Origin of the sequence: Streptomyces sp. NPDC004327, from assembly GCF_042873935.1 — a bacterium.
Classification (GTDB): Bacteria; Actinomycetota; Actinomycetes; order Streptomycetales; family Streptomycetaceae; genus Streptomyces.
The window spans coordinates 257,151-283,821 of the sequence record NZ_JBIAME010000001.1; the positions used below are offsets into that span (position 1 = coordinate 257,151).

Below are 26,671 nucleotides of genomic sequence, written 5' to 3' on the forward strand. Positions count from 1 at the left end.
CTCCCGCGTGAGGTGCATGCCGAGGCCGGTGGAGGCCACGACGGCCGGGCGGGCCGGTCGCACCCGGCAGTGCGCCGCGCGTGTCCGGTCAGGCGATCGACGCGGAGACCACGGCCGAGACCGCGAGGTTGACGGACGCCGTCACCCACACCGCCGGGTGCGGCTCGGGGTCGACCAGGGTCGCGCCCAGCTTGCCCGGGGTGACCAGATCGAGCACCAGGAACGCGACCGCCATCATCACCAGCCCGAGCAGACCGAACGCGGCCGTGGACACCAGGCCCTTGGCGAAGTCGTCGTACGTCGTCCAGATCGCCGTGAAGACGATGCCGCCTATGCCGAGCAGGGCCGAGCTGAGCAGGATCGCGGCGTTGCGGTTGCGGTCCTCCCAGATCTGCCGGCCCAGCTTGCCGGGCGTGAGGAGGTCGATCAGGACGATGCCGAGGATCAACAGGACGACGCCGAGGGCGCCGTAGGCCGTGGTCCGGCCGAGGCCGTTGACGATGTCGCTCATGGAATGCCGGCTCCGCGGGGCGGGGACCGCGCGCTCGCCGCGCCCGGTCTCGTGGTCAAGGACCGGCAAAATGTAGCGCAGCCCCGCCCGGCCGGAGCCGGGCGGGGCGCGGGCGGGTCGGCGGGCCAGGCCCGGCCGCCCGGGAGAGGAACACCGGACCCGGACCCGGACCTGAGCCCGGACCCGGACCCGGGCCTGGGCCTGGCCCGGACCCGGACCCGGACCCGGACCCGGACCCGGACCTGAGCCCGGACCCGGACCCGGACCCGGGCCTGGGCCTGGTCCGGACTCGGGCCCGGCCGCAGCCGCTCACATGCCCGGCGGGATCTCCTTCGCGCGCGAGCGCACCTGGAAGGCGGTCACGACCTCGGCCAGGCCCACGACGAGCAGCCAGATGCCGGCCAGGACGGTCAGCACCCGCACCGACTCCAGCGGCGAGACGATCAGCACCACGCCTGCCAGCGCGCTGATCACGCCCAGGAAGATCTGTCCGCCACGGGCCGGCATGGCCGGGTCCGAGGCGGCCGCCACCGTCATCGCGATGCCCCGGAACAGCCAGCCGATGCCGATCCACAGCGCGAGCAGCAGGATCGACTGCGTCGCGTCCCGGAAGCAGAACAGACCGAGCAGGATGAACAGCGCGCCGCTGATGAAGGCCATCACCCGCAGCGAGGTCCGGGCGTGCGTGCCGAACGCCGCCACCAGCTGGAGGATGCCGCTGACCAGCAGGTAGATGCCGAAGAGCACACCGATGACGGTCAGCGTGGCATGCGGCCAGGCCAGCACGAGCACACCCAGGATCAGCGAGACGACACCGGCGATCAGCAGCGCCTGCCAGGCCATGCCGGCCAGCATCCCCAGTGGCCCGGGCGGCAGTCCGTCCCGCGCGGGTCGGTCGTGAGTCTCGGTCATGGTCTTGCTCCACTCCTCTTCGCGCGGCCTCAGAGCGGGGTCGCGTAGCTGTTCAGGAACAGCGCCTCGGCCAGCGCCATGTGCTCGATCTCGGCCGGGTCCACGCTCTCGTTGGGCGCGTGGATGAGGCAGCTGGGCTCCTCGACGCCGATCAGCGCGATCTCCGCGTCGGGGAACTGGCGGGCGAGCACGTTGCACAGCGGGATCGAACCGCCCTGCCCCGAGCGGACCATCTCCTTGCCGTACGCCCGCCGCAGCGCCGAACCGAGCGCCCGGTACGCCGGCCCGTCGGTGCGTGCCCGGAACGGCTGGCCGACGCCTTCCGGCTCCACCTCGACCCGCGCGCCCCACGGCGCCGCCGCGATCAGATGGGCGGTGAGCGCCTTCCGCGCCTCCTCGGCGTCCGTCCCGGGCGGTACGCGGAGGCTGACCCGGGCCCGTACCCTCGCCTGCACCGCAGCCGAGGAGCCCACCACCGGCGGGCAGTCGATGCCGAGCACCGTCACGGCGGGCCGCGCCCACAGCTCGTCGGCGACCGTGCCCGTGCCGAGCAGCGACACCCCGTCGAGCGCGCCGACGTCGGCGCGGAACTGCTCCACGGGATAGTCGACGCCGTCCCAGGTGCCGTCCGCGGCGAGGCCCTTGACCGCGGTGTTACCGGCGTCGTCGCGCAGCCCGTCGAGGATCCGTACGAGCGCGGCGAGCGCGTCCGGGGCCGGTCCGCCGAACATCCCGGAATGCATCTCGCCCTTGAGCGTGGACACGGTCACGACCACGTTGGTGAGTCCGCGCAGCGAGGTCGTCGCGGTCGGCAGACCGAGCGCGAAGTTGCCGGTGTCGCAGATCAACAGGGCGTCGGCGGCGAAGAGTTCGGGCTGGAGCGGCACCAGCTGTTCGAGTCCGCCGGTGCCCTGTTCCTCCGAACCCTCGGCGACGAATTTCAGGTTGACCGGGAAGCCCTGGCCGTCCGGGCCGCCCAGGGCGCGCAGCGCGGTGAGGTGCATGGCGATGTTGCCCTTGCAGTCGGCGGTCCCGCGCCCGTACCAGCGCCCGTCGCGCTCGGTCAGTTCGAACGGCGGGGTGCGCCAGGCGGCGTCGTCGAGCGGCGGCTGCACGTCGTAGTGGCAGTAGAGGAGCACGGTCGGCGCGCCCTCGGGTCCCGGCGCGTGGCCGACGACCGCGTCCGTGCCGTCGGGCGTGGTCACCCGGCGCATGTCCCGCAGGCCGGCCTCGGTGAAGGCCCGGACCAGGAAGTCCGCCGCGGCGGCGCACTCCTCGGGCGGGAACTGGCGGGGGTCGGCCACCGAACGCATCGCGACCAGGGCGGTCAGGTCCTCCTTGGCCCGCGGCATCAGGGCCCGCACCTTCGCCCGCAGGGCCGCGGTCTCGGCGGAATCGGCCGTCTCGGCGGAATCGGCGGTCATGCATCCCCACTTTCGTCGGGCCGTCACCGGCGCTTTCACTAAAGCAACACCCGGCGTACGCCGCAAAAGATGACCTGTATGGACGAACAACGCGAAGGGTCCGGCCGCCGCGCGGCGCAGAGTGGAGAACGCCCGTGCCGGACGCGCGCACCCGCCGCGCCCGCGCCACCCGCACCGCACTCACCGGGAGACCCCATGACCGCTCTCAACCGCCGCGACCTCGGCCTGCTCGCCCTGCGCGTCGGCACCGGCGCCGTCCTCGCCGCGCACGGCGCCCAGAAGCTCCTCGGCTGGTTCGGCGGCGGCGGCCTCGAGGGCACCACGAAGGCCATGGAGGCCATGGGCTTCTCGCCCGGCCGGGAGAGCGCCATCGCCGCCGGGCTCGGCGAGGCCGGCGGCGGTGCCCTGCTCGCCCTCGGCCTCGCCACCCCGGCGGCCGGCGCCGCCGCCGCGGGCGCCATGGCCGGCGCGGTCGCCGTGCACGCCCCGGCGGGCTTCTTCGCCATGAAGGGCGGCTACGAGTACCCCGCCTTCCTCGGCTTCACCGCCGCCGCCATCGGCGTCGCCGGAGCCGGCCGCTACTCCCTCGACCACGCCACCGGTCACGTCCTCGACCGGCCCTGGGTGGTCGCCACCGCCTTCCTCGGCACCGCGCTCGCTGCCGCGGCCGTCGTCGGCCGGCGCGCCGACGCCATGGCCGCCCCCGAGCCCGGGCCGTCCGCCGACGCCGCCCGGTCCGGGCCCGACGAGCCGGAGCCCGAGCACACCACCGCCCGCGAGACGGAGGACTGACGCCGTGCGGGCCATGGCCATGCCGCGCTACGGCGGCCCCGAGACCCTCACCCTCATGGAGCTGCCCGATCCCAAGGTCGCCCCCGGTGAGGTCCTCGTCCGGGTCGAGGCCGCCGGGATCAACCCCGTCGACTGGAAGATGTCGGCCGGCGGGCTCGACCCGATCATGGTCGCCCACTTCCCGCTCATCCCCGGCTGGGACGTCGCCGGCGTCGTCGCAGGCAACGGACTGGACTCGCCCGAATTCGCCCCCGGCGACGAGGTGTTCGGCTACATCCGCAAGGACAGCGCCGAGTGCGGCGCGTACGCGGAGCAGGTCGCCGTCCCGGTGCGGATGCTCGCCCGCAAGCCGCGCGCCCTCAGCTGGGCGCAGACCGCGGGCCTGCCGCTCGCCGGACTCACCGCCCTGCAGGCCGCCGACCGGGTCGGCGCCACCACCGGCGACACCGTGCTCGTGCACGCCGCCGCCGGAGGAGTGGGCTCCCTCGCCACCCAGATCCTCACCGCCCGCGGCGCCCGCGTCATCGGCACCGCCGGCCCCGCCAACCACGACTTCCTGCGCGGTCTCGGCGCCGAACCCGTCGCCTACGGGCCCGGCCTCGCCGACCGCGTCCGCGCCCTCGCCCCCGACGGCGTCGACGCCGCCCTCGACTTCGTCGGGGGCGAGGCCATCGACGTCTCCGTGGAACTGCTGCGCTCCCCGGCCCGTCTCGCCTCGGTCGCGGACCACCGGGCCGCCGTCGTCGGCGGCCACTACGTGTGGGTGCGCCCCGACGCGCCCGGCCTGGTGACCCTGGCCGCCCTCGCAGACGAGGGCAGGCTCACCGTCTTCGTCGACAAGGTGCTGCCGCTGCACCAGGCGGCCGAGGCGTGGCGCCTGAACGCGGGCGGCCACACACGCGGGAAGCTGGTGCTCGCGGTGGGGCTGGGCGGAGAGTCGTGAGCGGAGCCGGGGCGGTCGGATCCTGGATGTTGGATCCCGGATCCAACATCCAGATCCAGGAGATCGGATTCGATATCCAGCCTCCTGGATCCTGAATACTGGACACGGGAAGATCCGGAGCCGATCCGGCGCTGGGACCAGTGCGGGCACGCCACGAGGAAAGGGACCGGAACCGGTCATGAAGATCGATCTGACGGACACCAGCTCCAGCAAGATCAACAAGGCGATCCTGGAGGCCCGGCGCGCCGTCGGCACCCCCGCCGTCGGCATGGTCCTCACCCTCGTCATCGTCACCGACGAGGAGAACGCCTACGACTCCGTGAAGGCCGCCAACGAGGCGTCCCGCGAGCACCCCTCGCGCACCCTCGTCGTCATCAAGCGGCAGACCCGCTCCCCGCGCGAGCGCAACGTCACCCGGCTCGACGCCGAGGTCCGCGTCGGCACGGACGCGGGCGCCGGCGAGACCGTGCTGCTCCGGCTGCACGGCGAGGTCAACGACCGCGCCGACTCCGTCGTCCTGCCGCTGCTGCTGCCCGACGCGCCCACCGTCGTGTGGTGGCCGGTCGACGCCCCCAAGGTGCCGTCGCGGGACCCGCTCGGGGCGCTCGCCCAGCGCCGCATCACCGACGCCTACGCCGTCGCGGACCCGATCGGCGCCCTCGCCGCGCGCGCCGCCTCCTACGCGCCCGGCGACACCGACCTCGCCTGGACCCGGCTCACTCCCTGGCGCTCGCTGCTCGCCGCCGCGCTCGACCAGGCCCGTGCGACGGTGACGTCGGCCGCCGTCGAGAGCGAGGCGGAGAACCCCAGCGCCGAGCTGCTCGCCCGCTGGTTCGGCGACCGGCTGAACGTGCCGGTGGAGCGGGTCGTCACGGACGGCCCCGTCGTCACCGCCGTCCGCATGGGCATCCCGGACGGCGAGATCGTCATCGACCGCCCGGAGGGCCCGGTCGCCCACCTCGCGATCCCGGGCCAGCCGAACCGCGTGATGGCCCTCAAGGTCCGCACCACGGCCGAACTCATCGCCGAGGAACTGCGGCGCCTGGACCCGGACGAGGCGTACGCTGCGGCGCTGAAGTTCGGCCAGTAGAGCGGCCGGTAGGTTCGCCGGTCGCCGGTCGCCGGTCGCCGGTCGCCGGTCGCCGGTCGCCAGTCGCCGGTCGCCAGTCGCCGGTCGCCAGTCGCCAGTCGCCGGTCTGCGGTACGGCCGCGGCCGCGGGGCTCGCGCGCCCACGGCCGTACCGTACGGGCCACGGCTCCTCAGCCCGTCCGGGGCGTCCGGGGCGTTTGGGGCGTCCGGCGGAAGACCATCACGAAGTCGGCCATCTCCCGCACGCGGGGGAGCTCCGGGTCCGGCAGGGCGCGCAGCCGGGCGCACGCCTCCGCGACGAGCGGCAGGTCCTCCTCGCGCACCTGCCACGCGCCGGTGAAGAGCCTTCCGCCCTCGATCGACCGGGCAATCGCCTCCGGAGAGACCCGGAAGACGGCGGGCCGTTCGCTCGCCGTGCCCTCGTACCGCAGCCCGCGCGCGCCCGCCACCAGGGAGAGGTGCTCGGGGTCGTCCCGGCGGGTGCGGTCGGGGTCGAGCCGGTCCTCCAGGTCGCTCACGATCCGGCCGATGTCGTCGCCGGGCCGCATGCCGCGCGCCGGGACGACCAGATAGCGGCCACCGGGCCGCAGCACCCGCGCCACCTCCGTGAACACCGCGCGCGGATCCGGTCCGGCGTGCAGCAGCCAGGTGGACACGGCCTGCGCGACCGAGCCCGTGCGGACCGGGAGGCGGGTCGCGTCGCCGACCGCCACCCGGGCGCCGAGCCGCTCGCGCGCGTGGGCGAGCATCCCGGGGGACAGGTCGACGCCGCACACCCGGTGACCGCGGGCGGTCAGTTCGGCCGCCACGATGCCGGTGCCGACGCCGATGTCGAGCACCGGCTCGGCCGGGTCGAGCAGCGGCGCCAGCTGCTCCGCGAAGACCGCCGCCCGCGCGGTGCCGCCGCGCGAGGCGTCGTAGGTGGGCGCGATGGCGTCGAACGCGGCGGGCCCCGCCGTACTCACGCGCGCCCGCTCACGGGCGCCGGCGTGAAGCTGACCGGCAGCGTCGCCATCCCGCGCAGGATGCCCTCGCGGCGGGTCAGGTCCTCGTCCGGGTCGGCGAGCCGCAGGTCCGGGAAGCGGCGCAGCAGCGTGCCGAGCGCGATCCGGGCCTCGGCGCGGGCCAGCGGGGCGCCGAGGCAGAAGTGCATGCCGTGGCCGAAGGCGAGCTGCTGCGGCATCTCGCGGCGGGCCACGTCGAGCAGGTCGGGGCGGTCGAAGCGCTGCGGGTCGCGGTTGGCGGCCGCGAGCCCGATGATGATCATCTCGCCGGCGGGGATGGTGACGCCGCCGATCTCGTACGGGTCCACCGTGAAGCGGGCGACGCCACGGCTGACCGGTCCCTCGTAGCGCAGGAGTTCCTCGATCGCGTTCGGCAGCAGCGACGGGTCGTCGCGCAGGGTCGCGAACTGCTCGGGGTGGCGCAGCAGGGCGTGGACGCCGTTGGCGATCAGGCTCGCCGTGGTCTCGTGCCCGGCGAGCGTCAACAGGATGGCCATCGCGGTCAGTTCGCGGTCGCTGATCGTCTCCTCGGCCTGCGCCGCGCACAGCGCGCTCAGCAGGTCGTCGCGCGGCTCCTTCTTGCGCAGGGCGATCAACGGTTCGTAGAACTCGGTGAGTTCGGCGCGGGCCCGGGCCCCCTTGGCCAGGCGTTCGGGGGTGTTGGGCGGCATGATCAGGCCGACCGCCAGTCTGGCGAAATCGGGCTGCCCCTCGGCCGGGATGCCGATGAGCTCGCTGAGCACGGCCATCGGCAGCGGCAGGGCGAACTCGGCGACCAGGTCGGCCGATCCGCGTGCGGCGAAGGCGTCGAGGAAGGCGTCCGTGTGTGCCTGGATCCGCGGTGCGAGCGCCTCGATCCGGCGGGCCGTGAATGCCTTCGAGACGAGGTTGCGCAGCCGTGTGTGGTCCGAGCCGTCGGCCACCAGCATGCTCGCCATCAGGACGTTGGTGCGCTCCTGGTGGGCCATCTCCTCGGCGAGCCCGTTGACCCCGGCCGGGCTGCTGCTGAGCCGTGGATCGGTGAGTGCGGCCACCGCCTCGTCATAGCCGGTGACCATCCAGACTTCAAGGGTGGGATTCAGCCGAACCCGCTGCACCACCCCGTGCTCCCGGATCCGTTCGAACAGCGGGTACGGATCGGGCTGTTGGGCGACGTTGAGCGGCACGTCGTGGACGATGGTCTGGCCTTGCTCCGACATCCGTTACTCCCCGTGAGGTTCGGTGTGAGGATCGGAAAGATCTGAGGCAGGTAGTCATACCAGCCACGGAAGTTGCGTGGTAGCGTCACCGGCCATCAGCACGGAGATATGCCCGTGGAGTGGCGCCGCCTACCGGCGAAACGTTTGCTCCGCACTGCTCGACCGCAAGCATTTACGGCCTTCACCAGGGTCTTTCTGCGCAGGGGGAGAGGTTTCGTGGCACAGCTCGAACAGGCGGCGACCGCCGATCCGATCCTCCGGCTCGCCCTTCCCGAGCTCCTCCCGAACCCCTACCCGGCATATGCCGAATTGCGTGAAACCGACCCTGTCCTCTGGCACGAGCCGCTCGGATCCTGGGTTCTCACCCGGCACGCCGACTGCCTCGCCGTCCTCACCGACTCCGCCCGCTTCGCCTCCGACTGGCGCCGGGCCGGCGAGGAGATCCCGGCCCCGCTGCTGAGCGTCCAGACCCTCGACCCGCCCGAGCACACCGCCATCCGGCACCTGCTGCTCGACGGCTTCCGCGCCCAGGACCGCGACGCCCTGCACGGGCGCCTCGACCGGCACGTCAAGGAACTCCTCGCCGAGCTGGCCGAACGGGACTCCTTCGACCTCGTCGGAGAGCTCGCCGAACCGCTCGCGCTGCGCTTCGTCACCGACTTCCTCGGCGTGCCCGCCCCCGACCTCGACTGGTTCGTGCCCATGTCCCGGACCGTCGTCGACGGCATGGACGCGGGCCTGTGGCCCGAGAAGCACGAACCGGCCGTCGCCGCCCGCGCCGAACTCGCCGCGTACGCCGGCGGATGGCTCGCCGACCCGCCCGGGCACGGCCTCATCGGGTACGTCGCCGCGCACGCAAGCACCAGCGGCGTCGACCCGGCCGTGCTGCGCAACAGCCTGCGCGCGGTCCTCCACGCCGGCTACGAATCGGCCTCCCGCCTCCTCGGCAACGCCGCCGCCGCCCTGCTCACCACCCCGGGCGCCCCAGCGGCCTTCCGCGCCGCGGGACCGGCCACCGCCGTCGACGAACTCGTCCGCTTCGACGCCCCCGTGCAGGCCGACGCCCGCGTCTGCGTCACCGACACCGCACTCGGAGGCGTCACGATCAAGGCGGGCGACCCCGTGACCCTCCTCCTCGGCGCGGCCAACCACGACCCGCGCCGCTTCGCCCACCCCACCGACCTGCGACTCGACCGCGCCCCGAACCCGCACCTCGGGTTCGGCCGCGGGGCCCACGCCTGCCTGGGCGCGTCCATGGCGATCCGGCTCGCCGGATCGGTCCTCGGAACCCTCGCCACGGACCACCCCGGCGCACGGGCGGTCGCGGAACCCGACCACCGGCGCAACCTCACCCTGCGCGGCCTCGACCGCTTCGAGGTGACGCTGCGCCCCGCGACGGGGGAGGAGGTCAGGACATGAAGTACTGGCACTGAGTCCGCACGAGTCCCACCAGACACGGCCTAGCCCTGTGCAGCCCACGCTCACCGGGAGAGGAGGTACGGACATGAAGTACTGGCACTGAACCTGAGCTCCGCGGTGCCCGCCCCGGCGGGGGCGGGCACCGCACCCGTTCCGCCCCGGTGAGAAGGTGTGCGCATGGCTGAGGAGGGGCAGGAGACGGCGGTCGGTGAGCTCGTACGGGCGGAGCTCGCGCGGCACGACTGGGCGGAGCTCGACTGCGGCTGCGGCGAGAGTGCCGAGCATCTGCCGCTGCTGTTCGAGGCGATCCTGGAGGCCCGGACGGCCCGGGACATGATCGGGTACACCCTCGACGGCCATGCCGAGTGGAACGGCGACATCTTCGCGTGCACCCCGCCTGCCGTCGCCGTCATCATGGCCGCGCTCGCCGGCGAACTGTCGGTGCTCGCCAGGGACGAACTCCTCGACACGCTCTGGAGAGTGTCCGCGGGAGAGTTCTTCCGGGACCACGGGCTCGTGGACCGGTCCCGGTCCGCCGCCCTCGAGGGATTCTGGCCGCTGGTGCGGATCGGGCTCACCGGGAACGCCGAACTCGCCGCGCAAGTCGCCGGCATCATCGAGATGCTGGAGCTCGGCGGAGAGCGCGGCGAGCACTACCGCGGGCTGCTGTGCGAGCGGGCCGCGGCCAAGACCAAACGCCGCCGCCCTCGTCTCTGACGCCGCCCCGCCACCCTCCGCCATACAGTCGCCGCGCCGTCGCCCCCCGCCGGCCGGACACTCGCCGCGCCGCCGCCCCGCCGGACGGTCGCCCCGCCGCCCCCGCCGCCCCCGCCGCCCCCGCCGGACGGTCGACGCGCCGTCGCGGCCGAAAGCCGACGGGATCCGTTTCCGCAGCTCGTAGGCTTGTCACGTGCGTCACCACGGCGCCTGCGCAGTCGCGCGACAGTCGTTCACAGGGGGGAAGTCCAGCATGTCCAGGATTCTTGTCGCCGCCACACCCGTGTCGGGCCATCACGCGCCGCTGCTGCGGATAGCGAGCCATCTGTCGCGGTCCGGGCACGAGGTCGTGTTCCTGGGCGGCGCGCGGTTCGCGGAGGAAGTGCGGGCGGCGGGGCCGGAGTTCCGGGCGCTGCCCGCTGAAGCGGACTACGACGACCGGGACTTCTCGGCCAGGTTCCCTGAGCGGGACACGATTCCGGCCGGGCCGGCGCAGATCATGTGGGACGTCATGCATGTGTTCGGCGACCCGACGGCCGCGCAGTGCCGGGCGCTGCGGGAAGTCCTCGCCGGCTTCCCGGCGACCGCCGTGATCCACGACAACCTGTTCTTCGGCGGCCTCGCGCTGGCGCTCGGCGAGGAGAAGGGCCGGCGGCCCGCCGTCTTCAGCGTCGGCATCACACCGCTGAGCGTCGAGAGCCGGGACACCGCGCCGCACGGCCTCGGCCTCCTGCCGGCCGGCGACGAGGCCGAGCGGGAGCAGCACGCGGCGATCGCCGCCCGCATGGCCGAGATGCGCGAGCCGCTCGTCGCCCATCTGCGCGGCTGCTTCGCCAGCGCCGGGGCCACGCTGCCGGAGGGGCCGCTCGGCCGGAACCTGATCGGCGCCGCCGACGTCTTCGTGCAGCTGACCGTGGCGGGCTTCGAGTACCCGCGCTCCGACATGCCGGAGAACGTCCGCTTCGTCGGCGCGATCCCGATCCCGGCCGCCGCCGGGCAGGAGCAGCCCGCCTGGTGGCCGGAGCTGCTGCGGGCCCGCGAGGAGGGCAGGCGGATCGTCGTCACCACCCAGGGCACCCTCGCCAACACCGACCTGACCCGCCTGGCCGTCCCCACGGTGCGGGTCCTCGCCGACCGCCCCGACGTCCTCGTCGTGGCCGCGACCGGACGCCCGGACGCCGCCGAGCAGTTCGCCGCCGCGCTGCCCGCCGTACCCGGCAACGCGATCGTGGCCGGATTCGTCCCCTTCTCGGAGCTCCTCCCGCTCGCCGACGTACTGGTCAGCAACGGCGGTTACGGCGGCACCCAGGCCGCCCTCGGCCACGGCGTGCCGCTCGTCCTCGGCGGCGACACCGAGGACAAGCCCGAGGTCGCCGCCCGCGTCGAGTGGACCGGCACCGGCGTCAACCTGCGCACCGCCGCCCCCTCCGACGAGGCCCTGCGCGCGGCCGTGGACACCGTGCTCGACACGCCCTCGTACCGGGAGCGCGCCACCGCGCTCGCCAAGGAGTACGCGGACCACGACGCCCTCGCCACGATCGACGCCCTCGTCCGCGACAGCGACCGCTGACCCGGCGACGGAGCCGGCGGCCCCCGGCGTGACGCCGAGCGCGACCGCCGGCGTGACGCCGAGCCCGTCCACCGGCGTGACGCCGAGCACGATCACGGCGCGACAAGTCGCGCGACCACCGGCGTGACGCCGAGCGCGACCGCCGGCGCGAGCCGCTGATCGCGCGCATCCCGCCATGCTGCCGGGCGGAGTTGGCCGAGACTCGACGGTCCTCCGCCCGCGGCTTGCTCCCGCACCACCCCACCCGTAAGGATCACCGGGACCAGCATCCGGACCACCCGGAAGCGCCGCGCCGAACGGGGGAGCCATGAAGCCTCGCCTGGTCTTCGTCCACGGCATCGGCGGTCCCCGCGACCCCGCCGCCGAACGGGACGAGTGGCTGCGCGCCGTCGCCGCGGGCGCCGGGCCCGCCGGACACTCCGCGCACGTCTCGGCGCTCACCGGCGGCTGGGCGGCGGACGCCCGTTTCGCCTACTACGGCGACCTGTTCCGTACGGCCGGAGCCCAGGGCGGCGCGGCCACCGGCCCGCAGGCCGACGAGGACGACGACCTGCTCGCCGCCCTCCTCCTGGAGGCCGTCGACGAACGCCTCGCCGACCACGCCGCCGACCTCCCGGCCGCCGAGACGGCCGCCCTGCGCCACGCCCGTTCCCGCCTCGCCCCGCCCGGCGGAGCCCAGGGCGCGGGCGCGCCGGCCCGGCGCGTCGTCAACGCCGTCACCAGCCTGCTCGCCGTCCCCGGACTGCGCGCCGTGGGCGGCTGGCTCAGCGCCCGGACCACCGCCGGCATGCTCGGCCAGGTCGCCCGCTACCTCAACCGCGCCGAGTCCGACGGCACCACCACCCTCGACCGGCGGATCCGCACCCGGGTCGCCGACTGCCTCGACCCCGACGGCCCCAACATCGTCGTCGCCCACTCCCTCGGCACCGTCGTCGCCCTCGAGACCCTGCACGAACACCCGGCCGACATCGCCCTGTTCGTCACCCTCGGCTCGCCGCTCGGCATCCGCGGCGCCGTCCACCCCCGGGTCCGCCCGCACCCCCTCGCCACCCCCGCCACCGTCGGCCGCTGGCTCAACTTCTGGGACCGCGACGACCTCGTCGCCGCCCGCCCCGTCCTGGAGGACTTCACCCGCCCCAACGCCGGCGCCGTCCTCCCGCACAGCCGGCGCGTCGACTCCGACGGCGCCTGGGTGCACCCGGCCACCAAGTACCTGGCCCAGCCGGCCGTCGCCGGACCCCTCGTCGAGGCCCTCACCACCCTCGCGGAGCGATGAGCGAACGGCGCCACGTGCTCGTGATCGGGGCCCAGTGCCCCGGACTCGGCCTGCTCGACGCGCTCGAACCGGCCGCCCACGCCCTGCACGACACCCTCACCACCCCCTGGGCCGGCGCCTGCGACAAGGACCCGGCGCACGGCCGCACCCTGCTGTGCGGCGCCGGCCTCACCCGTACGGAGATCGAGGACGCGGTACGGCAGGCGGGCCGGGCCGCCGCCGAGGCGGGCGCCGTGCTCGTGCTCGCCCTCCTCGGACACGGCATGGCCGCGGGAACCCAGCTGTACTACATGGCCGGCGACTCGGGCGCCGAGGACCCGCTGAGCGCGGTCAACGTCGGCACGCTGCTCGGCGCCCTCCTCGACACCACCGGCCTCGACGGCCTCGTCGCCGTCGTCGACACCTGCCACGCCGGCCACGCCGTCCCCGACCTGCCCTCGCTCGCCGGCGGCATCCGGCGCGGCGACACCCGGCTCACCCTGCTCATGGGCGCCGCCGCCGACGAGGAGGCCTACGACCTCCGCTTCAGCAACACCCTGGTCAGGGTCCTCCACGCCGGCGTCGACGAGGCCGGCGAGACCCTCACCGGCGCCTGGGTCGCCCGGGCCGTACGCGAGGACGGCGGCGCCGTCGGCCAGGCGATCCAGCACGTCGACTACGACGGCGCCCAGTTCGCCGCCGGCCCGCTCTGGCTCGCCCGCAACGCCCGGCACACCGCCGCCCGCACCGGCTCCCCGCTCGGCCCCGTCGGCCGGGCCGCCCTGCGCCAGGCGCTCGCCCCGCTGGGCGGCGAACAGCCCACCGCCGACGTCCCCGCCCACCCCCGCGACCTGGCCGCCCTGCGCGACCGCCTCGCCGGCCTGCCCGCGCCCGAACGCCAGTGGGCCCACGGGGTCCTCGACGCCCTGCGGGACGCCGCCCGCACCCTCGACCTGCTCACCGCATGGCCCGGCAGCGACCTCACCAGCGTCCTGCTGCGCCGCACGCTCGCCGCGACCGTCGCCGACCCGCTCACCCCGCCGCCCGACTCCACCGGCACGGACCTCCTGCGCGACACCGTCGAACACCTCCTGCTGCGCGCCCCGCTCGCCGGCTCCAGCCGCACCGCGCCCACCGCCGGCTTCCTCGCCCACCTCGCCCGCGCCACCGGCGTCGACCCGCAGCACTCCGCCCTGCGCGCCTGGGCCAAGGACACCGGTGCCGTCATCGACCTCAACGACGCCTTCGCGCGGCTCGCCGAACGCACCGAGGAGATGCGCCTGCGGCTCGTCGTCAGCCTGCACGCGGCCGTCGGCGACGAATGGCCCGAATCGCTCGCCGCCTGGCTCCTGGACGGCGGCACCGTCCGCCACCACGAGGAGTTCCCCTGCGCCGCGCAGGACCGCGCCGGCACCGAGCGGGCGCTCGTCGGCGTGCTCCGCTGGGCCGCGCCCCTCGCGCGCGCCCTCGGCACGCCCCTGCGCCGGGTGGAGATCGCCGCGCCCGCCCCGCTGCTCGCCTCCTGGCGGCCCGAGGAGACCGACTTCGGCATGCGCATCGGCACCCGCTACGACGTGGTGCTGCGCTGGAGCGACCGGATCCAGCCGCCCGACCACCTGTGGTGGATCAACGACCAGGCCCGCGACACCCTGAAGGCCATCGAGGACAGCGCCGACGGCGACCGCGTCGACTGGTTCGGCGAGGCCGACACCCGCCGCGTGGCCGAACTGCGCGAGCGGCTCATGAACGAGCCCCGCACCCGCGCCGTCGCCCTCGCCCACCGGCCCGCCCGGCTCGCCGAGCTGATGGAGACGCTGCTCGCCTCCTCGCCGATCGTGCTGTGGCCGGACGACGCGCCGCCGGCCGACGCGGAGCCCGACGCGCCGCCGACCGACGCGCCGTCCGGGGCGGCGCCCCAGGGGCACGTACCCGAATCCGTACGGCGCTCCGTCGACACCCACTGGCACCTGCTGCCCGCCGAGTTCTGCCGCGCCTACCGGCAGAAGGGACGCGCCGGAAACGGGCTGCACCATCTCGCCCGGCTCCGTACCGTCTGGGACGGACCCGAATGGCTGGACTTCTGCACCTGGTTCGACAGCGAGCACCTGGCCGGCCGGCAACCGGCCCACGACGAGGGGGAGTCACCCGCATGACCTGGCAGCCCTACTACGCCGGCCACGGCACCCCGCCCGCCCGGCCCGAGGACCGCGTGGCGCTGCCGCCGGCGCCGCCGTGGCGCGAGTTCCCGCGCCGCTCCCTGCACGAGCAGTTCGTGCCGCCGCCGGGCCTCGTCGAGGCCGTCAACGCCGCGCTCGCGCTGCGCCGTCCGCTGCTCGTCACCGGACCGGCCGGCTCCGGCAAGTCGACGGTCATCGAACAGGTCGCCGCCGAACTCGCCCTCGGCACCGTCCTGCGCTGGCACATCACCTCCCGCAGCAGCCTCGCCGACGCCCTCTACCGCTACGACGCCCTCGGCCGCATCCACGCCCAGCGGCTCCAGGAGACCGGCGGCGACGACATCGCGCCCTTCCTGCGCATGGGCCCGCTCGGCACCGCCCTGCTGCCCGCCGACCGGCCCCGCGCCCTGCTCATCGACGAGATCGACAAGAGCGACCTCGACCTGCCCAGCGACCTCCTCGACGTCCTGGAGCGCGGCGAGTTCGAGATCCCCGAACTCGCCCGCTACGGCACGGACGTCGTCGCCGTACGCGAATGGCAGGGCGACCGGCACCACGAGATCCGGCGCGGCCGGGTGCAGTGCACCGAGTTCCCGTTCATCGTCATGACCAGCAACGGCGAACGCGACTTCCCCGCCGCCTTCCTGCGCCGCTGCGTCCGCTTCACCATGCCGCTGCCCACGCCCGAGACCCTGCTGCGGATCGTCGAGGCCCACATGGGCGCCGGCGCCGCCACCACCCCGGCCGCCGACCGGCTCGTCACCGCCTTCCTGGAGCGCCTCGGCGCCGGCGAGAGCCTCGCCGTCGACCAACTCCTCAACGCCGTCCACCTCCTGGCCGGCACCGACGCCCCCGACGAGGCCCGCCGGCAGGCGGTCGAGGACCTGATCCTGCGCGAGCTCTCGCATGCCTGACCCCCTGCCCCGGCTGCTCTCCGCCCTGCGCGCCGCCGCCCCCGAACTGGACGGCACCGCACTGGCGGAGGCGCTGTGGCTCGCCGCTCTGCGAGCGGACCAGGCGGGCGAAGCGGTACGGGACACCGCCGGGCCCCGGTCCGGCGCGGACGCGCCCCGGCCGGCCGGCCAGGACCGGCCGCGCGAGCCGGACACCGGCGCCGACCGGGACCCCCGCACCCCGAAGGCACCGACCCGCGAAGCGGAACCCCATGCCCCCGCGCGCCCCGGCGCCGGCACCCGCCCCCTCCACGAACGGCTCCCCGGCAGCGCCGCCCCGCTCCGCGGCCACGCCGTCGCCGCCCCGCACGCAGCCGGCCTGCCCCGCGCCCTCGAACTCACCCGCGCCCTGCGCCCCTGGAAGCGGCGCTGGCCCGAGGGCCGGCGCGGCGAACTCGACATCGACGCCACCGTCGACGGCTACGCCCGCAGCGGCGAGCTGATCCCGGTGGTCACGGCGGCGCCCGAGCGCTGGTTCGACCTCGTCCTCGTCGTCGACCGCTCGCCCGGCATGCGCGTCTGGGCCGAAACCGTCGCCGAGTTCTCGGCCGTCCTGGACCGGCTCGGCGCCTTCCGCACCCTCCAGGTCGCCGACCTCACCTTCGACGCGCACGGCACGCCCCGAGCCCCCGGCGCGCTGCGCTCGGCCGACGGGCGCCGCCTGGTCGTCGTGGTCTCCGACTGCATGGCCGACGCCTGGCGCCGCCCCGACGTGTGGCACCTGCTGCGCGCCTGGGCCGGCGCCCACCCCACCGCCGTACTCAACCCGCTGCCCACCCGCCTCTGGCGGCGCGGCGGCCTCGACCTCCCCACCGCCCGCTTCACCCCCGCGGCTCCCGGCAGCCCCCGCGGCCGCGTGCCCGTGGCGCCGCCCGCGCTGCTCGCATCCGAGGACGAGACGGCGGCCGGCACCTGGCTGCCCGTCCCCGTGCTCTCCCTCACCCCGCACTCCCTCGGCCGCTGGTCCCGCACGCTGATGCGCGGCGACCCGGAGGGCTGCACCGCGGTCCTCGTCCCGCCCACCGGCCGTACCACCGCCGGCCCCGCCCGCCCGCGGACCGTCCCCCTCCCGCCGGCCGAACGAGCCCGCCGCTTCCTGCGCACCGCCTCCCCGCGCGCCGCCCGGCTCGCCGTGCTCTGCGCGCCCTTCGACCGGTTCAGCCTGCGGCTGCTCCACCTGGTCCGCGAGAAGCTGGTGCCGGACGCGCAGATCGCGGACGTCGCCGAAGTCGTCACCAGCGGCGTCTTCGAGGTGACGGGGCACACCGGCGGCCCGGTCGAGCTGGCCCTGCCGCCCGACGCCCGGTCCGTCCTGCGCGAGCACCTTCCCGCCCACGAGGTCTGGGCCCTCCACCAGGCCCTCGACCGGCACATCGCCGACCGCGGCACGAGCCGGACCCGGCTGCCCTCGGTCGCGTACGACGGGGAGGGGCCGCACGACCTGGCGGCGGAGAAGGAGGCGTTCGCGCGGGCGTCGCGGCGGACGCTGGAGCTGCTGGGGCTCGCCGAGCCGGAGCCTTCGGTGACAGAGGCGCCGGAGGCGCCGGAGGACGAGCCCGGCCTGCCACCCGCGCCGGAGCCCTTCGTGGGCACCGCGCGGACGACGGCGGACGAGCTCGTCGAGCAACTCGCCACCGGAAAGGTGCGGGCCGTCCACGTCACCGCCTGGGACGGCGTCCCCGGCGCCGGGCGGACCACCCTGGCGCTGCACGTGGCCCACCGGGTGCGCGAGCGCTTTCCCGACGGCGCGCTGTTCGTGCCGCTGCGGGGATCGACGCCCCACCCGGTCGCGCCGGAGGCCGCGCTCGACCGGATCCTGCACGACATCGGCGCCCGCCGGGAGTCCCCCGGCGACACGACCCCGCGCCCCGAGGAGCTGACGGCGCGCCTGCACCAGGCGCTGAGCGGGCGCCGGGTCCTCCTCGTCATGGACGACATCGGGACGGACGAGCGCGCCCGCGCGCTCGCCACCGTTCCGCCGGAGGGCTGCGCCGTGATCGCCACGTCGCGGGGCGAGATCCCGAGCGCGCTCCTGGCCGCGGAAGTGCACCTGTTGGGGCTCCTCGGCGAGGACGCGGGCCGGCTCCTCGCCGCCGGCGGCGCGCCCCGGCCGGACGCGGTGGCGGCCGGCCGCTGGTGGCCCCTCACCCTGCGGATCCTGGGCGGCGCCCTGGCCTCGCCCGACCCCGTGATCTCCGCCCGCGCCGCCCGGATCCTCACCGAGTCCCGGTCGGCCGGCTCTCCGCCCCCCGCCTCGGTCGTACGCCACTGGCTCGACGAACTCTCCGAGGGCCGCGCCACCACTCTCGTCCGGCTCGCGGAGGCCGCCGCCTCGGAGTTCACCCTGGAGGAGGCCGCCGCCGTCCTGGACCGGTCGCCGGACTCCGCCGCCGCACACCTCGACACCCTCGTGCGCGACGGTCTCCTGGACCGGCCGGGACCCGGCCGGTACGTCTTCCCGGCGGTCGTCCACGACGAGGTGCGGGCCACCCCGGGCTACGACGCGCGGCGGGAGGTCGCCCGGGCCCGGATCAGCCGCTTCCACCAGGCCGCCGCCGCGGCCCTCCACGAGGACTGGCACCCCGGCAGCACCCTGCCCGCGCGGCTCGGGATCGTGCCCGAGCCGGCGCCCCGGGCCGGGGTGTGGGTGCGCAACGCACTGGAGTTCGCGTACGCGGCCCCGGAGACGCTGCTGCTGCTCACGGACGTGGCCGGGATGCCGGCGCACCTCCCGGCGTTCCGGCGGGCCGCCGAGCACTGGATCGGTCTGAGTCCGGAGCACGGCGGAAGCGTCCGGGGCAGGGCCGCGATCGCCCTCGCGCGCACCGCACTCGCCCTCGGGCGGCCCGACGACGCCTGGGAGATCCTGCACCGGGTCTCCCACAGCGACCTGGAGGCCGACGAGGCGACCTTCGGCCTCGCCGCCCTGGTCATCGCCCGGATCGTCCTCACCCTCTGGCCGCAGGACGGGGCGCGGGACGCGATCTCCTGGGCGAGGGAGGCACTGGCGTGGCACGGCGGCGCGTCCTCGGCCCCGGAGGCCGGCGAGGCGCTGCTCTGCCTGGAACAGGCCCTGACCGTCCATCGCGAGGACGAAGAACTCCTCGTCGTGCAGGGGGAGTTGAGTACCCATTTCCGGACCCGCGGCCTGCTGTCGGAGTCGGGCCGGGTCCATCTGCGCACCGCCGAGACCCTGCTCCGGCTCGGCCGCCGCGACCAGGCCGCACGGGCGGTGCGAGGGGGCCTGACGCTGCTCGACCCCGTGCGGGACGCGGCGGAGCGGCACGAGGCCGAGCGGCTGCTGCGGCTCGCCGCCGATCCCGCCAGGATCGTCATCGCCATCGGGGCGTCCGCCGCGTCCCGTTCCCGGCTCGTGTCGGAGTCGGCGGCCCTGCTCGGCGGCCTCGCGTCCGTCGGCCCCGGCCGGTTCGACAGCCATGCCTTCCAGGACTGCCTGCTGTTGCTGATCGACGCCGCCGTGCCGCTCGCCCCGCTCCTCGCCGAGTTGACCGATCGGCTCCCCGCCGTGCGCATGGCGGTCCACCGGGGGCCGGTGGTGGAGCCGCCGGCGGCCGACGCCGCCGTCGAGTACACGCGGACGATGCTGCGGGGGGCGGACTTCGTCCGCGTGTCGGAGAACTACCCGGACGACACCACGCTCTGCGTCTCCCCGGAGGCGTACGAGACGCTGTCGCACGACACGGCGAACTCCGCGCTCGCCCACCGCCTCACGCCGCGAGACGTGCGCACCGAGAACGGCACGGTGGTGTGCGTGATCCTCACGCCCCAGGTGGACCTCAGCGCCTGGGACGCCGAACTCCTCGCGCTGGCACGGCTGTTCAACGAACTCGACCCCCAGGGCGGGATACTCGCGCGGACGCTCCGCGACACCTTCGACAGCGCCCTGGCCGCGCGCGGCACGGACCGCTTCGATCTGGGCGATCTGGGCATGGTGGAGGCGGCCGGCATCTCGCTGGACCTGGAACGACGGCTCGGCGAGGGGGCCTTCCCCTTCCGCCGCGGCCCCAGCGGCCCGCTGACCTGGGAACGCGCCGGCAGGTCCGTACCCCTGCACGCCCAGGTGGTCCTGCACGGCCCGGACCGGGAGTCCGGCGACCGCCGTCCGAGCGACCGGATGTGCCTGCTCGCGTACGTGGACGAGGCGGGCTCGCGCTGGTCGGCGGGTCTGGTACGGGGCGGGCCGCCGCGCGTCCCGCCCGGCAGCGTCCTCTGGCTCCACCGCGACGCGGCCCTCCCCGAGAACGTCCTCCTCGGCCTCGCCGCCGACGCGCGCGCGGCCGTCCTCGCCGGGCCCGACGACGTCACCCGCGTCGCCGAACTCTTCCGCCGCGTCCGCCGCCACCCCGTGCACGCCTCCGCCCTCCGCCCGCTCGTCCACGAGCGCGACGGGGACCGCGCCCGCGAACGCGCCGTCCGCCTGGCCGCCGCCGCCCTGCGCGCCGAGGGCCTGCTCCTCCTCGCCGCCAACGCCCGCGGCCGCGCCATGGCCGAGGCCCTGCGCCTCCCCGCCCTCCCGGACGACACCTACCTCTGCGCTCCCCTCACCCCCCGCACCCCCGCCCACGGCTCCCGCCCCTCGGTCACCGTCGACGGCACCGCCTGGGTCCTCGCCGACGACGGCGACGCGGCCGTCCCGATCCCGACGGGCTTCCCCGGCCTGCGCACCCGCTGACCGCTTCCACCGTCCCCGGAGGCCGTCGCCGGGCTCACGAGCCTCTCGCCCGGGCGACGGCCGCCGCCGATGACGGAGCAGGCCGCGGCGAGGCTTCGCCCGCGGGGTACGTCCGTCGCCGACCCGCGCCCCCCCGCCGTCGGACGCCGCGCTCAGACCACGCCCACCAGCACGATGACCAGGGCGGGGAGCGCGATGAAGACGGTGCCGAGGTAGACGGCCAGGACCCACCGGTGCTCGGAGGCGACGCGGGCGAGGCCCTCGGCGCAGAGCAGCGGTACGGGGCGCAGGAGCGGGATCACGTAGATCGCGACGATCGCGAAGAGGTTGTAGATCAGATGGACGAAGGCCGCCTGCAGGCCGATTTTTGCGTCCTGCCCGACGCCCGCGAACGCAGCGAAGACCACGGTGAACGTCGTGCCGAGGTTGGAGCCGACGACGACGGGATACACCTGCGCCGGTGTGAGGATGCCCGTTCCGGCGAAGGGCACCAGGACGGACGTGGTGATGGTCGAGGACTGGGTGACGACGGTGACCCCCATGCCCGACGCCATGGCGAGGTAGGCGTTGCGGCCGACGGCCCTGATCAGGATGGAGCGGGCCCTGCCGACCATGAGCACCTTGAGGAGCTTACCCAGGTAGCGGACGGCGACCAGGATCAGCGCCGCGCCGATCACGATGGTGAACAGCGGACCGAGCGTGCTGCTGACGTGCGAGGTCGCGTGGATCACCGCGTGTTCCACCGGTCTGGTGGCCGCCCGGATGAAGTTCAGATGGGCCGGGTCCGGCAGCCAGTCCGTGCCGTACAGCGCATCGGTCAGCGCCCCGCTGATGTGCTGCAGCGGATGCCAGATCAGTTCGATGGGGAAGAAGATCAGCAGCGCGAGCCAGTTGTAGAAGTCATGGACGGTCGACGCGCCCAGCGCCCTGCGGAACTCCGCGCGGTCGCCGATGAAGGTCAGGGCGACCAGACTCGTCGTCACGGTGGTGCCGACGTTCGCGCCCAGGATGATGGGGATCGCGCCCTGGATGGGCAGCGCGCCCGACCCCACGGCCGTGACGGCGATGGCCGTCGTCGTGGTCGACGACTGGATCAGGACGGTACCGAGAATGCCGACGCTCAGTCCGACCCACGGGTGCGCGGCGAAGGCGAACATGGTGTGCGCCGCGTCGCCGCCCAGCCCCGCGAAGCCGCGGCTGATGATGCTCACGGCACAGATCAGCAGATAGATCAGCCCGGCGACACCGCACCAGCCGAGGGCCTTGCTCCATACGGGCAGCCGGTCGGCGCCGTCGCCGCTCCCGGCCGCGGGGGCCGTGCGCGCCGAGCCCCCGGAAGGGGTCCGCCCGGAGCCGCCGTCACCGTCTTCGTGGCCGTCGTCCTGCCCGCTGTCGGATGTGGCCTCCGCCATGAACCAAGGCTACGAGGTCCTGACCAGGGGCGCACGCCCTGTCACGGCAGGGCCGGCCGGGGCACCGGGGAGAGCCGGGGCAGACCGGCGATCCCGGGATTGCAGTCGGCGAACACCGTGCGCCGCCCGTGCGGCCCGGCCTCGACCACGACCAGGCCGGTCGCGGGAAGAGCCTGCAGCTGGGTGGGCTCCACGGTGAACTCGTAGACCCGGGACAGGCTCTCGCCATGGGTGGTGGACCGGGCCGTCGAGGTGTTCGCCGTCTCCTGCCAGCTCCGTGAGAGGGAGGTGGTGAAGGAGCGCGAGGTCGCCCGGCCGCGCCCCGACACGGTGGTGAACAGTCCGTCGCCGGCGACGAACCTGCCCTTGCCGGAGCCCTCGGAGACGGATTTGCCGTCCTGCTCGCCGTAGCTGCTGCCCCGGCCCTCGGCGAAGGTCTCCCCGACCTGTCTGGTCAGCTGGTGGACGACGAACCTGTGGTCCTGCCCGATGAACCGGGCGGCGTCGCGGGCCTCGTTCCCGTTGCCGATCCGCATGAAGACCGTGGCGCTGTCCGAGCCGCCGACGAGCCGCACCGTGTCCTCGCGCAGGTGCTCGAACAGCAGGGTCAGCCGGATTCCGGCCGCACGCGCCTGGCGGGCCATGGACTCGAGCGCGGCGCGGCCCAGCCGTTCGGCCCCGGCGATCACCAGCATGCCGGCGCCGGGGGTGAGCCGGCGCTGCCGGACGTGGTGCAGGAACTGGAAGAAGACGATGCGGTCGGTCAGGTCCTTGCGGCGGTCGATGACGTCGTCCGTGGCGAGGACGGTGAGCCGGCCCGGCTGCCACAGCTCGGCGGGCCCCGGGTGGGGCGCCGGCTGCGCAGGAGCCTTGGCCATGAGTTCCATCTGGCCGTGGACGTAGCGCAGCTCGTTCTGGACGCGCTCGCCCCGGCCCACGCGGTCGACGGCTCGGGAGAGCGCCTCGACTTCCCGCGCGGAGAGGGGCTCCGCGTCCGTGCCCGGTTCGTAGGTGCGCAGCAGGACGCGAAGACCGGCGGCGAGCCGCGCGTAGGTCACCGGCGCTTCGAGGGCACGGGCGGCCGTCCCGATCAGGTCGGCGTCGATGGAGTGCAGGTCGATCTCCGAGCCTTCCGGGCGCATCGACTGCAGCGCCTCGGCAAGGCACTCGGCGAGCTCCTCGGGAGTGAAGCCGTGCAGCAGGTCCGCTGCCACGAAGCCCGAGGGGAGGGGAACGTGGCTCACCTCGACCTCGCGGTGGGCGGCCAGCGCCGCGAGTTCCAGCGCGACGGACTGCTGGCTGAAGTCCATGACGAGCAGGGGACCCGTGGCGAGCAGCGGGCCGCCGACGGTCGCCAGCAGGCTCGCCCAGCCGTTCCCCGTGCCGCCGAACACGTCCACGCGGCTCGGCTGCGACGCCAGACGCACCGGAAACCAGACGGCGGCCTCCGCTACTCGTCTCCGCTCCTCGGCCTCGTGCGCGGCCAGGAGACCCTGCCAGTGGGCGACCCTCTCCTGGTGCTCACCCCACAACCTCTGGCGGTGACGCCGGGCCGCGCGACGGGCCAGGGCGTTGCCTGCCACCGGTGCCAGGACGACGGCCAGGAGGAGGACCAGCGCGAGGATGCCGTACCGCAAGGCCAGGTAGATCCCGATGCCCACGACGAGCCCGTACGCGCACCCGGTCCAGTTGCCCGACTTCTTCCCCCGGCCCTGGGGCCGCGCATCCGCACCAGGAGGTTCCACCCAGACCGGCGGGCTGTCCGCCAGGTGGTGGGGGACCGGCGCCGGCGGCTCCGCGTACTCCCAGCCCCAGCGCTCCTCGCCCGCGAAGAGCCGTTCGGCCCACTGCGCGCCGGTCCCGCTCGCGTCGGTGTTCACGGCCCCATCGCTCACGCGCGTGATCCTCCCCCGTAGGTGCCTCCGGACTCGCAGGTATGCCACGAAGGCGAAGGGCAGTCGGCAACTTGGCCTGAACAGACCGTAATTGAGGCCGGAACCGACCGGAGTGCGCAGTGTGCGGGTGGGTGGCAGTCGTCGGAGACCCGGGCCGCCGCGTCGCCACCCGGCGGCCCCGGTCCGTCGGCCTGGGGCCTGTCCGGCGGATCATGGCCGGGGGGACCCTGATCCGCCGCACAGGCCCTAGCCCTGCCAGGCCGGGTCGACGTCCATCAGCCGGGCGGTCTTCGACGGGTCGCGGTCCACCAGCGTGCCGAGGACCCGGTCCACCGCTGCCAGCAGCTCGGCGTCGAGCCTGACGCCCGCCGCCGCGGCGTTCTCCTTGACCTGCTCGGGGCGCGTGGCGCCGATGATCGCGGAGGAGACGCCGTCCTGGTTGAGGGTCCAGGCGACCGCCAGTTGTGCCATCGTCAGGCCCGCCTGTTCGGCGAGCGGGCGCAGGGCCTGGACGCGGGTGAGCAGCTCCTGGCCGAGCACGCGGCCGATGAAGCGCGGAGCCCGCCCGCCGGCCGTGGCCCGGGAGCCGGGCGGGGGCTGCTCGCCGGGGAGGTACTTGCCGGTGAGGACGCCCTGGGCGAGCGGCTGGAAGACGAACTGGCCGATGCCCTCGCGCCGGCACAGGGGGAGGACCTCGGGCTCGATGACCCGCCACAGCATGTTGTACTGCGGCTGGTTGGCGACGATGCGGCTGCGCAGGCCCAGCTGGCCGGCCAGCTCCAGCGCGGAAGCGATCTGCGGCGCGGTCCATTCGGAGACGCCGAGGTAGAGGACCTTGCCCTGGCGGACCAGGTCGTCGAACGCGATCAGCGTCTCCTCCAGCGGGACCCGCTCGTCGAAGCGGTGCGCCTGGTAGAGGTCGACGTAGTCCGTGCCGAGGCGACGCAGGGAGGCGTGGCAGGACTCCATGATGTGCTTGCGGGACAGGCCCTGGTCGTTGGGTCCGTCGCCGGTGGGCAGGCAGACCTTGGTCGTGATCTCCAGCGAGGAACGGCGGACGCCGGCCAGGGCCCTGCCGAGCAGTTCCTCGGCGGCGCCGAGCGCGTAGACGTCGGCGGTGTCGAAGGTGGTGATCCCCGCGTCGAGTGCGGCCTGCACACAGGCCAGGGCGTTGCCCTCGGCGACGGTCTCGCCGTGGGTGAGCCAGTTTCCGTAGGTGACTTCGCTTATCTGCAGGCCGCTGCGGCCGAGTTGACGATGCTCCATGATCGCGCACCCTATGCCCGCACCCGCTCCGGCCGAGCGGAATTTTCCGGCGCCCGTCCCCGCCGCGCCACGGCGAGGTGGGCGGGGTACGGATGCGTTCGCCCGTCCGGTGCCGCGGCGAGGTGGGCGGGCTCCGGATGTGTGCGGGGGCCGTCCGGTGCTTACGGCGAAGTGGGCGGGTGCGGGGAGCGGAGCACCAGCAGGGTGATCTCGCTGGGGGCGAAGACACGGAACGGCGGGCCCCAGAAGCCGGTGCCGCGGCTGGTGTAGAGGAGGGTGCGGGGGCCGTGGTGGCTGAGGCCGGCGAGGGCGGGCTGGTCGAGGCGGACGAGGTGGTGGAAGGGCCAGATCTGGCCGCCGTGGGTGTGGCCGGAGAGCTGGAGGTCGATGCCGGCCGCTGCCGCCCGGTCGACGAACGTGGGCTGGTGCGCCAGGAGCAGGACGGGCAGGTCGGGGTCGGCGCCGTTCAGGGCTCCGGCGAGGTGGGCGCGGTGGCCCGACAGGCCGGAGGACTCGGCGGTGACGTCGTCCACGCCGGCGACCACGAGCGTGTCGCCTCCGCGTTCGAGCAGCAGATGGCGGTTGCGCAGCGGCTCCCAGCCCAGCTCGTCCATCAGGTCGACCCAGCCCTGGGCCTCGCTGTAGTACTCGTGGTTGCCGGTGACGTAGACACGGGCCCGGGTGGCCCGCACGGTCCCGAGCGGGGCGGCCTGGGCGCGGCGGCGTTCGGCCGTGCCGTCCGCGATGTCTCCGGTGTGGCAGACCAGGTCGGCTTCCAGCGTGTTCACCGTCTCGCAGACGCGCGCCGACCAGCGAGCGCGGTCGAGCGGTCCGTAGTGGGTGTCGGTGACGAGGACGACGCGGAGGCCGTCCAACCCGGCACCCAGTCGCGGGAGTCGCACGTCGAGCCGGCGTACCCGTGGCACGCGCCGGGCCGCGGCGTACCCCCAGGCGAGCAGCACGGCGGTGACGCCGAGGACGGCCCACGTGACGATTCGCGCCCGGTCCTGGCCCTCGCCGACGCCGGCCACGGTCAGGGCGAGCCGCAGGAGGACGCCGAGCAGAACGGACCAGGTGAACAGGACCCAGCCGGCGCCCAGCAGGGTGTCACCGGTGATCGCCGCCCAGTCCTGCTGGCGCCGGCCGTGGCCGCGCACCATCGCGAGCGGCATACCGATGAGGCCGACGCCGAACAGGGCGGTGCCGGCCGGCGTGACGGGCGACGGCCAGTGCTGGCCGGTGTAGAGGAGCACCCAGCAGGGCACGGCCCACAGCAGGACGGGGGCGATCAGCGGGATGTAGCGCATCAGGCGGTGCAGCCGGCCGGGCCGCGGCGCTCGCGCTCCCCCCTCGGCGGGCCGGGTGTTGCTGCTGGCGCTCACGCTGTCCCTCCTGACCGGGCTGCCGTTTCGCGCACTGTATCCGGTCGCCTCCGGGCG

At 74.8% G+C, this 26,671-nt stretch carries 19 protein-coding genes; 10 read left to right on the top strand and 9 right to left on the bottom strand.

Annotated features, from left to right (window positions below; all coding sequences use genetic code 11):
• Positions 1–88: 88 nt before the first annotated feature.
• From ACFYU9_RS01005 to ACFYU9_RS01015, 3 genes are all read right to left on the bottom strand, one after another.
• Entirely contained in the window at positions 89–511 is a 423-nt protein-coding gene (locus ACFYU9_RS01005) for a DUF350 domain-containing protein (RefSeq protein WP_389209609.1), read from the bottom strand.
• 309 nt (positions 512–820) lie between these two features.
• Positions 821–1,423, bottom strand: a complete 603-nt coding sequence (locus ACFYU9_RS01010; protein WP_389341132.1) for an HdeD family acid-resistance protein — start codon at positions 1,421–1,423, stop codon at positions 821–823.
• Positions 1,424–1,452: 29 nt separating this feature from the next.
• Positions 1,453–2,847 carry a dipeptidase gene (locus ACFYU9_RS01015; RefSeq protein ID WP_389341135.1) on the bottom strand — a complete coding sequence of 465 codons (1,395 nt, stop codon included), beginning with the start codon at positions 2,845–2,847 and terminating at the stop codon, positions 1,453–1,455.
• A 195-nt stretch (positions 2,848–3,042) separates the two neighbouring features.
• Here ACFYU9_RS01015 and ACFYU9_RS01020 point away from each other — a divergent pair, with 195 nt between their 5' ends.
• From ACFYU9_RS01020 to opcA, 3 genes are all read left to right on the top strand, one after another.
• Entirely contained in the window at positions 3,043–3,639 is a 597-nt protein-coding gene (locus tag ACFYU9_RS01020) for a DoxX family membrane protein (RefSeq protein WP_389209615.1), read from the top strand.
• A gap of 4 nt (positions 3,640–3,643) precedes the next feature.
• Positions 3,644–4,582 carry an NADP-dependent oxidoreductase gene (locus ACFYU9_RS01025; protein WP_389341138.1) on the top strand — a complete coding sequence of 313 codons (939 nt, stop codon included), beginning with the start codon at positions 3,644–3,646 and terminating at the stop codon, positions 4,580–4,582.
• 178 nt (positions 4,583–4,760) lie between these two features.
• Positions 4,761–5,672, top strand: a complete 912-nt coding sequence (gene opcA, locus ACFYU9_RS01030) for a glucose-6-phosphate dehydrogenase assembly protein OpcA (RefSeq protein ID WP_389341141.1) — start codon at positions 4,761–4,763, stop codon at positions 5,670–5,672.
• Between the two features lie 170 nt (positions 5,673–5,842).
• Here the strand turns inward: opcA and ACFYU9_RS01035 are convergent, their stop codons facing one another.
• Both ACFYU9_RS01035 and ACFYU9_RS01040 read right to left on the bottom strand, forming a co-directional pair.
• Positions 5,843–6,637, bottom strand: a complete 795-nt coding sequence (locus ACFYU9_RS01035; RefSeq protein WP_389341144.1) for a class I SAM-dependent methyltransferase — start codon at positions 6,635–6,637, stop codon at positions 5,843–5,845.
• Positions 6,634–7,875, bottom strand: a complete 1,242-nt coding sequence (locus ACFYU9_RS01040) for a cytochrome P450 (protein ID WP_389341147.1) — start codon at positions 7,873–7,875, stop codon at positions 6,634–6,636. The genes ACFYU9_RS01035 and ACFYU9_RS01040 overlap by 4 nt, the downstream gene beginning before the upstream one ends.
• A gap of 216 nt (positions 7,876–8,091) precedes the next feature.
• On the opposite strand from ACFYU9_RS01040, the gene ACFYU9_RS01045 reads away from it, so the two are divergent.
• The 7 genes from ACFYU9_RS01045 to ACFYU9_RS01075 all read left to right on the top strand — a co-directional run bounded on the left by ACFYU9_RS01045 (position 8,092) and on the right by ACFYU9_RS01075 (position 20,659).
• Positions 8,092–9,294, top strand: a complete 1,203-nt coding sequence (locus tag ACFYU9_RS01045) for a cytochrome P450 (protein ID WP_389341150.1) — start codon at positions 8,092–8,094, stop codon at positions 9,292–9,294.
• A gap of 177 nt (positions 9,295–9,471) precedes the next feature.
• Positions 9,472–10,011: a hypothetical protein gene (locus ACFYU9_RS01050; protein ID WP_389209626.1), complete on the top strand. Its 540-nt coding sequence runs from the start codon at positions 9,472–9,474 to the stop codon at positions 10,009–10,011.
• Positions 10,012–10,264: 253 nt separating this feature from the next.
• Positions 10,265–11,581, top strand: a complete 1,317-nt coding sequence (locus ACFYU9_RS01055; protein ID WP_389341153.1) for a glycosyltransferase — start codon at positions 10,265–10,267, stop codon at positions 11,579–11,581.
• A gap of 307 nt (positions 11,582–11,888) precedes the next feature.
• Entirely contained in the window at positions 11,889–12,857 is a 969-nt protein-coding gene (locus ACFYU9_RS01060; RefSeq protein ID WP_389341156.1) for an alpha/beta hydrolase, read from the top strand.
• Positions 12,854–14,989, top strand: coding sequence for a hypothetical protein (locus ACFYU9_RS01065; protein WP_389341159.1), 2,136 nt, complete (start codon positions 12,854–12,856; stop codon positions 14,987–14,989). The genes ACFYU9_RS01060 and ACFYU9_RS01065 overlap by 4 nt, the downstream gene beginning before the upstream one ends.
• Positions 14,986–15,927 (top strand): AAA family ATPase, encoded by a 942-nt coding sequence (locus ACFYU9_RS01070; RefSeq protein ID WP_389209634.1) that lies wholly within the window; start codon positions 14,986–14,988, stop codon positions 15,925–15,927. The genes ACFYU9_RS01065 and ACFYU9_RS01070 overlap by 4 nt, the downstream gene beginning before the upstream one ends.
• Positions 15,920–20,659 (top strand): NaeI family type II restriction endonuclease, encoded by a 4,740-nt coding sequence (locus ACFYU9_RS01075; RefSeq protein ID WP_389341162.1) that lies wholly within the window; start codon positions 15,920–15,922, stop codon positions 20,657–20,659. Before ACFYU9_RS01070 ends, ACFYU9_RS01075 begins: the two co-directional genes overlap by 8 nt.
• A gap of 152 nt (positions 20,660–20,811) precedes the next feature.
• Here the strand turns inward: ACFYU9_RS01075 and ACFYU9_RS01080 are convergent, their stop codons facing one another.
• The 4 genes from ACFYU9_RS01080 to ACFYU9_RS01095 all read right to left on the bottom strand — a co-directional run bounded on the left by ACFYU9_RS01080 (position 20,812) and on the right by ACFYU9_RS01095 (position 26,614).
• Positions 20,812–22,071 carry a Na/Pi symporter gene (locus ACFYU9_RS01080; RefSeq protein ID WP_389209638.1) on the bottom strand — a complete coding sequence of 420 codons (1,260 nt, stop codon included), beginning with the start codon at positions 22,069–22,071 and terminating at the stop codon, positions 20,812–20,814.
• 41 nt (positions 22,072–22,112) lie between these two features.
• Complete coding sequence (locus ACFYU9_RS01085) at positions 22,113–23,966, bottom strand: hypothetical protein (protein WP_389341165.1); 1,854 nt, start codon at positions 23,964–23,966, stop codon at positions 22,113–22,115.
• A 246-nt stretch (positions 23,967–24,212) separates the two neighbouring features.
• Positions 24,213–25,232, bottom strand: coding sequence for an aldo/keto reductase family protein (locus tag ACFYU9_RS01090; protein WP_389341168.1), 1,020 nt, complete (start codon positions 25,230–25,232; stop codon positions 24,213–24,215).
• Positions 25,233–25,393: 161 nt separating this feature from the next.
• Positions 25,394–26,614 (bottom strand): metallophosphoesterase, encoded by a 1,221-nt coding sequence (locus ACFYU9_RS01095; protein ID WP_389341171.1) that lies wholly within the window; start codon positions 26,612–26,614, stop codon positions 25,394–25,396.
• Positions 26,615–26,671 lie beyond the last annotated feature (57 nt).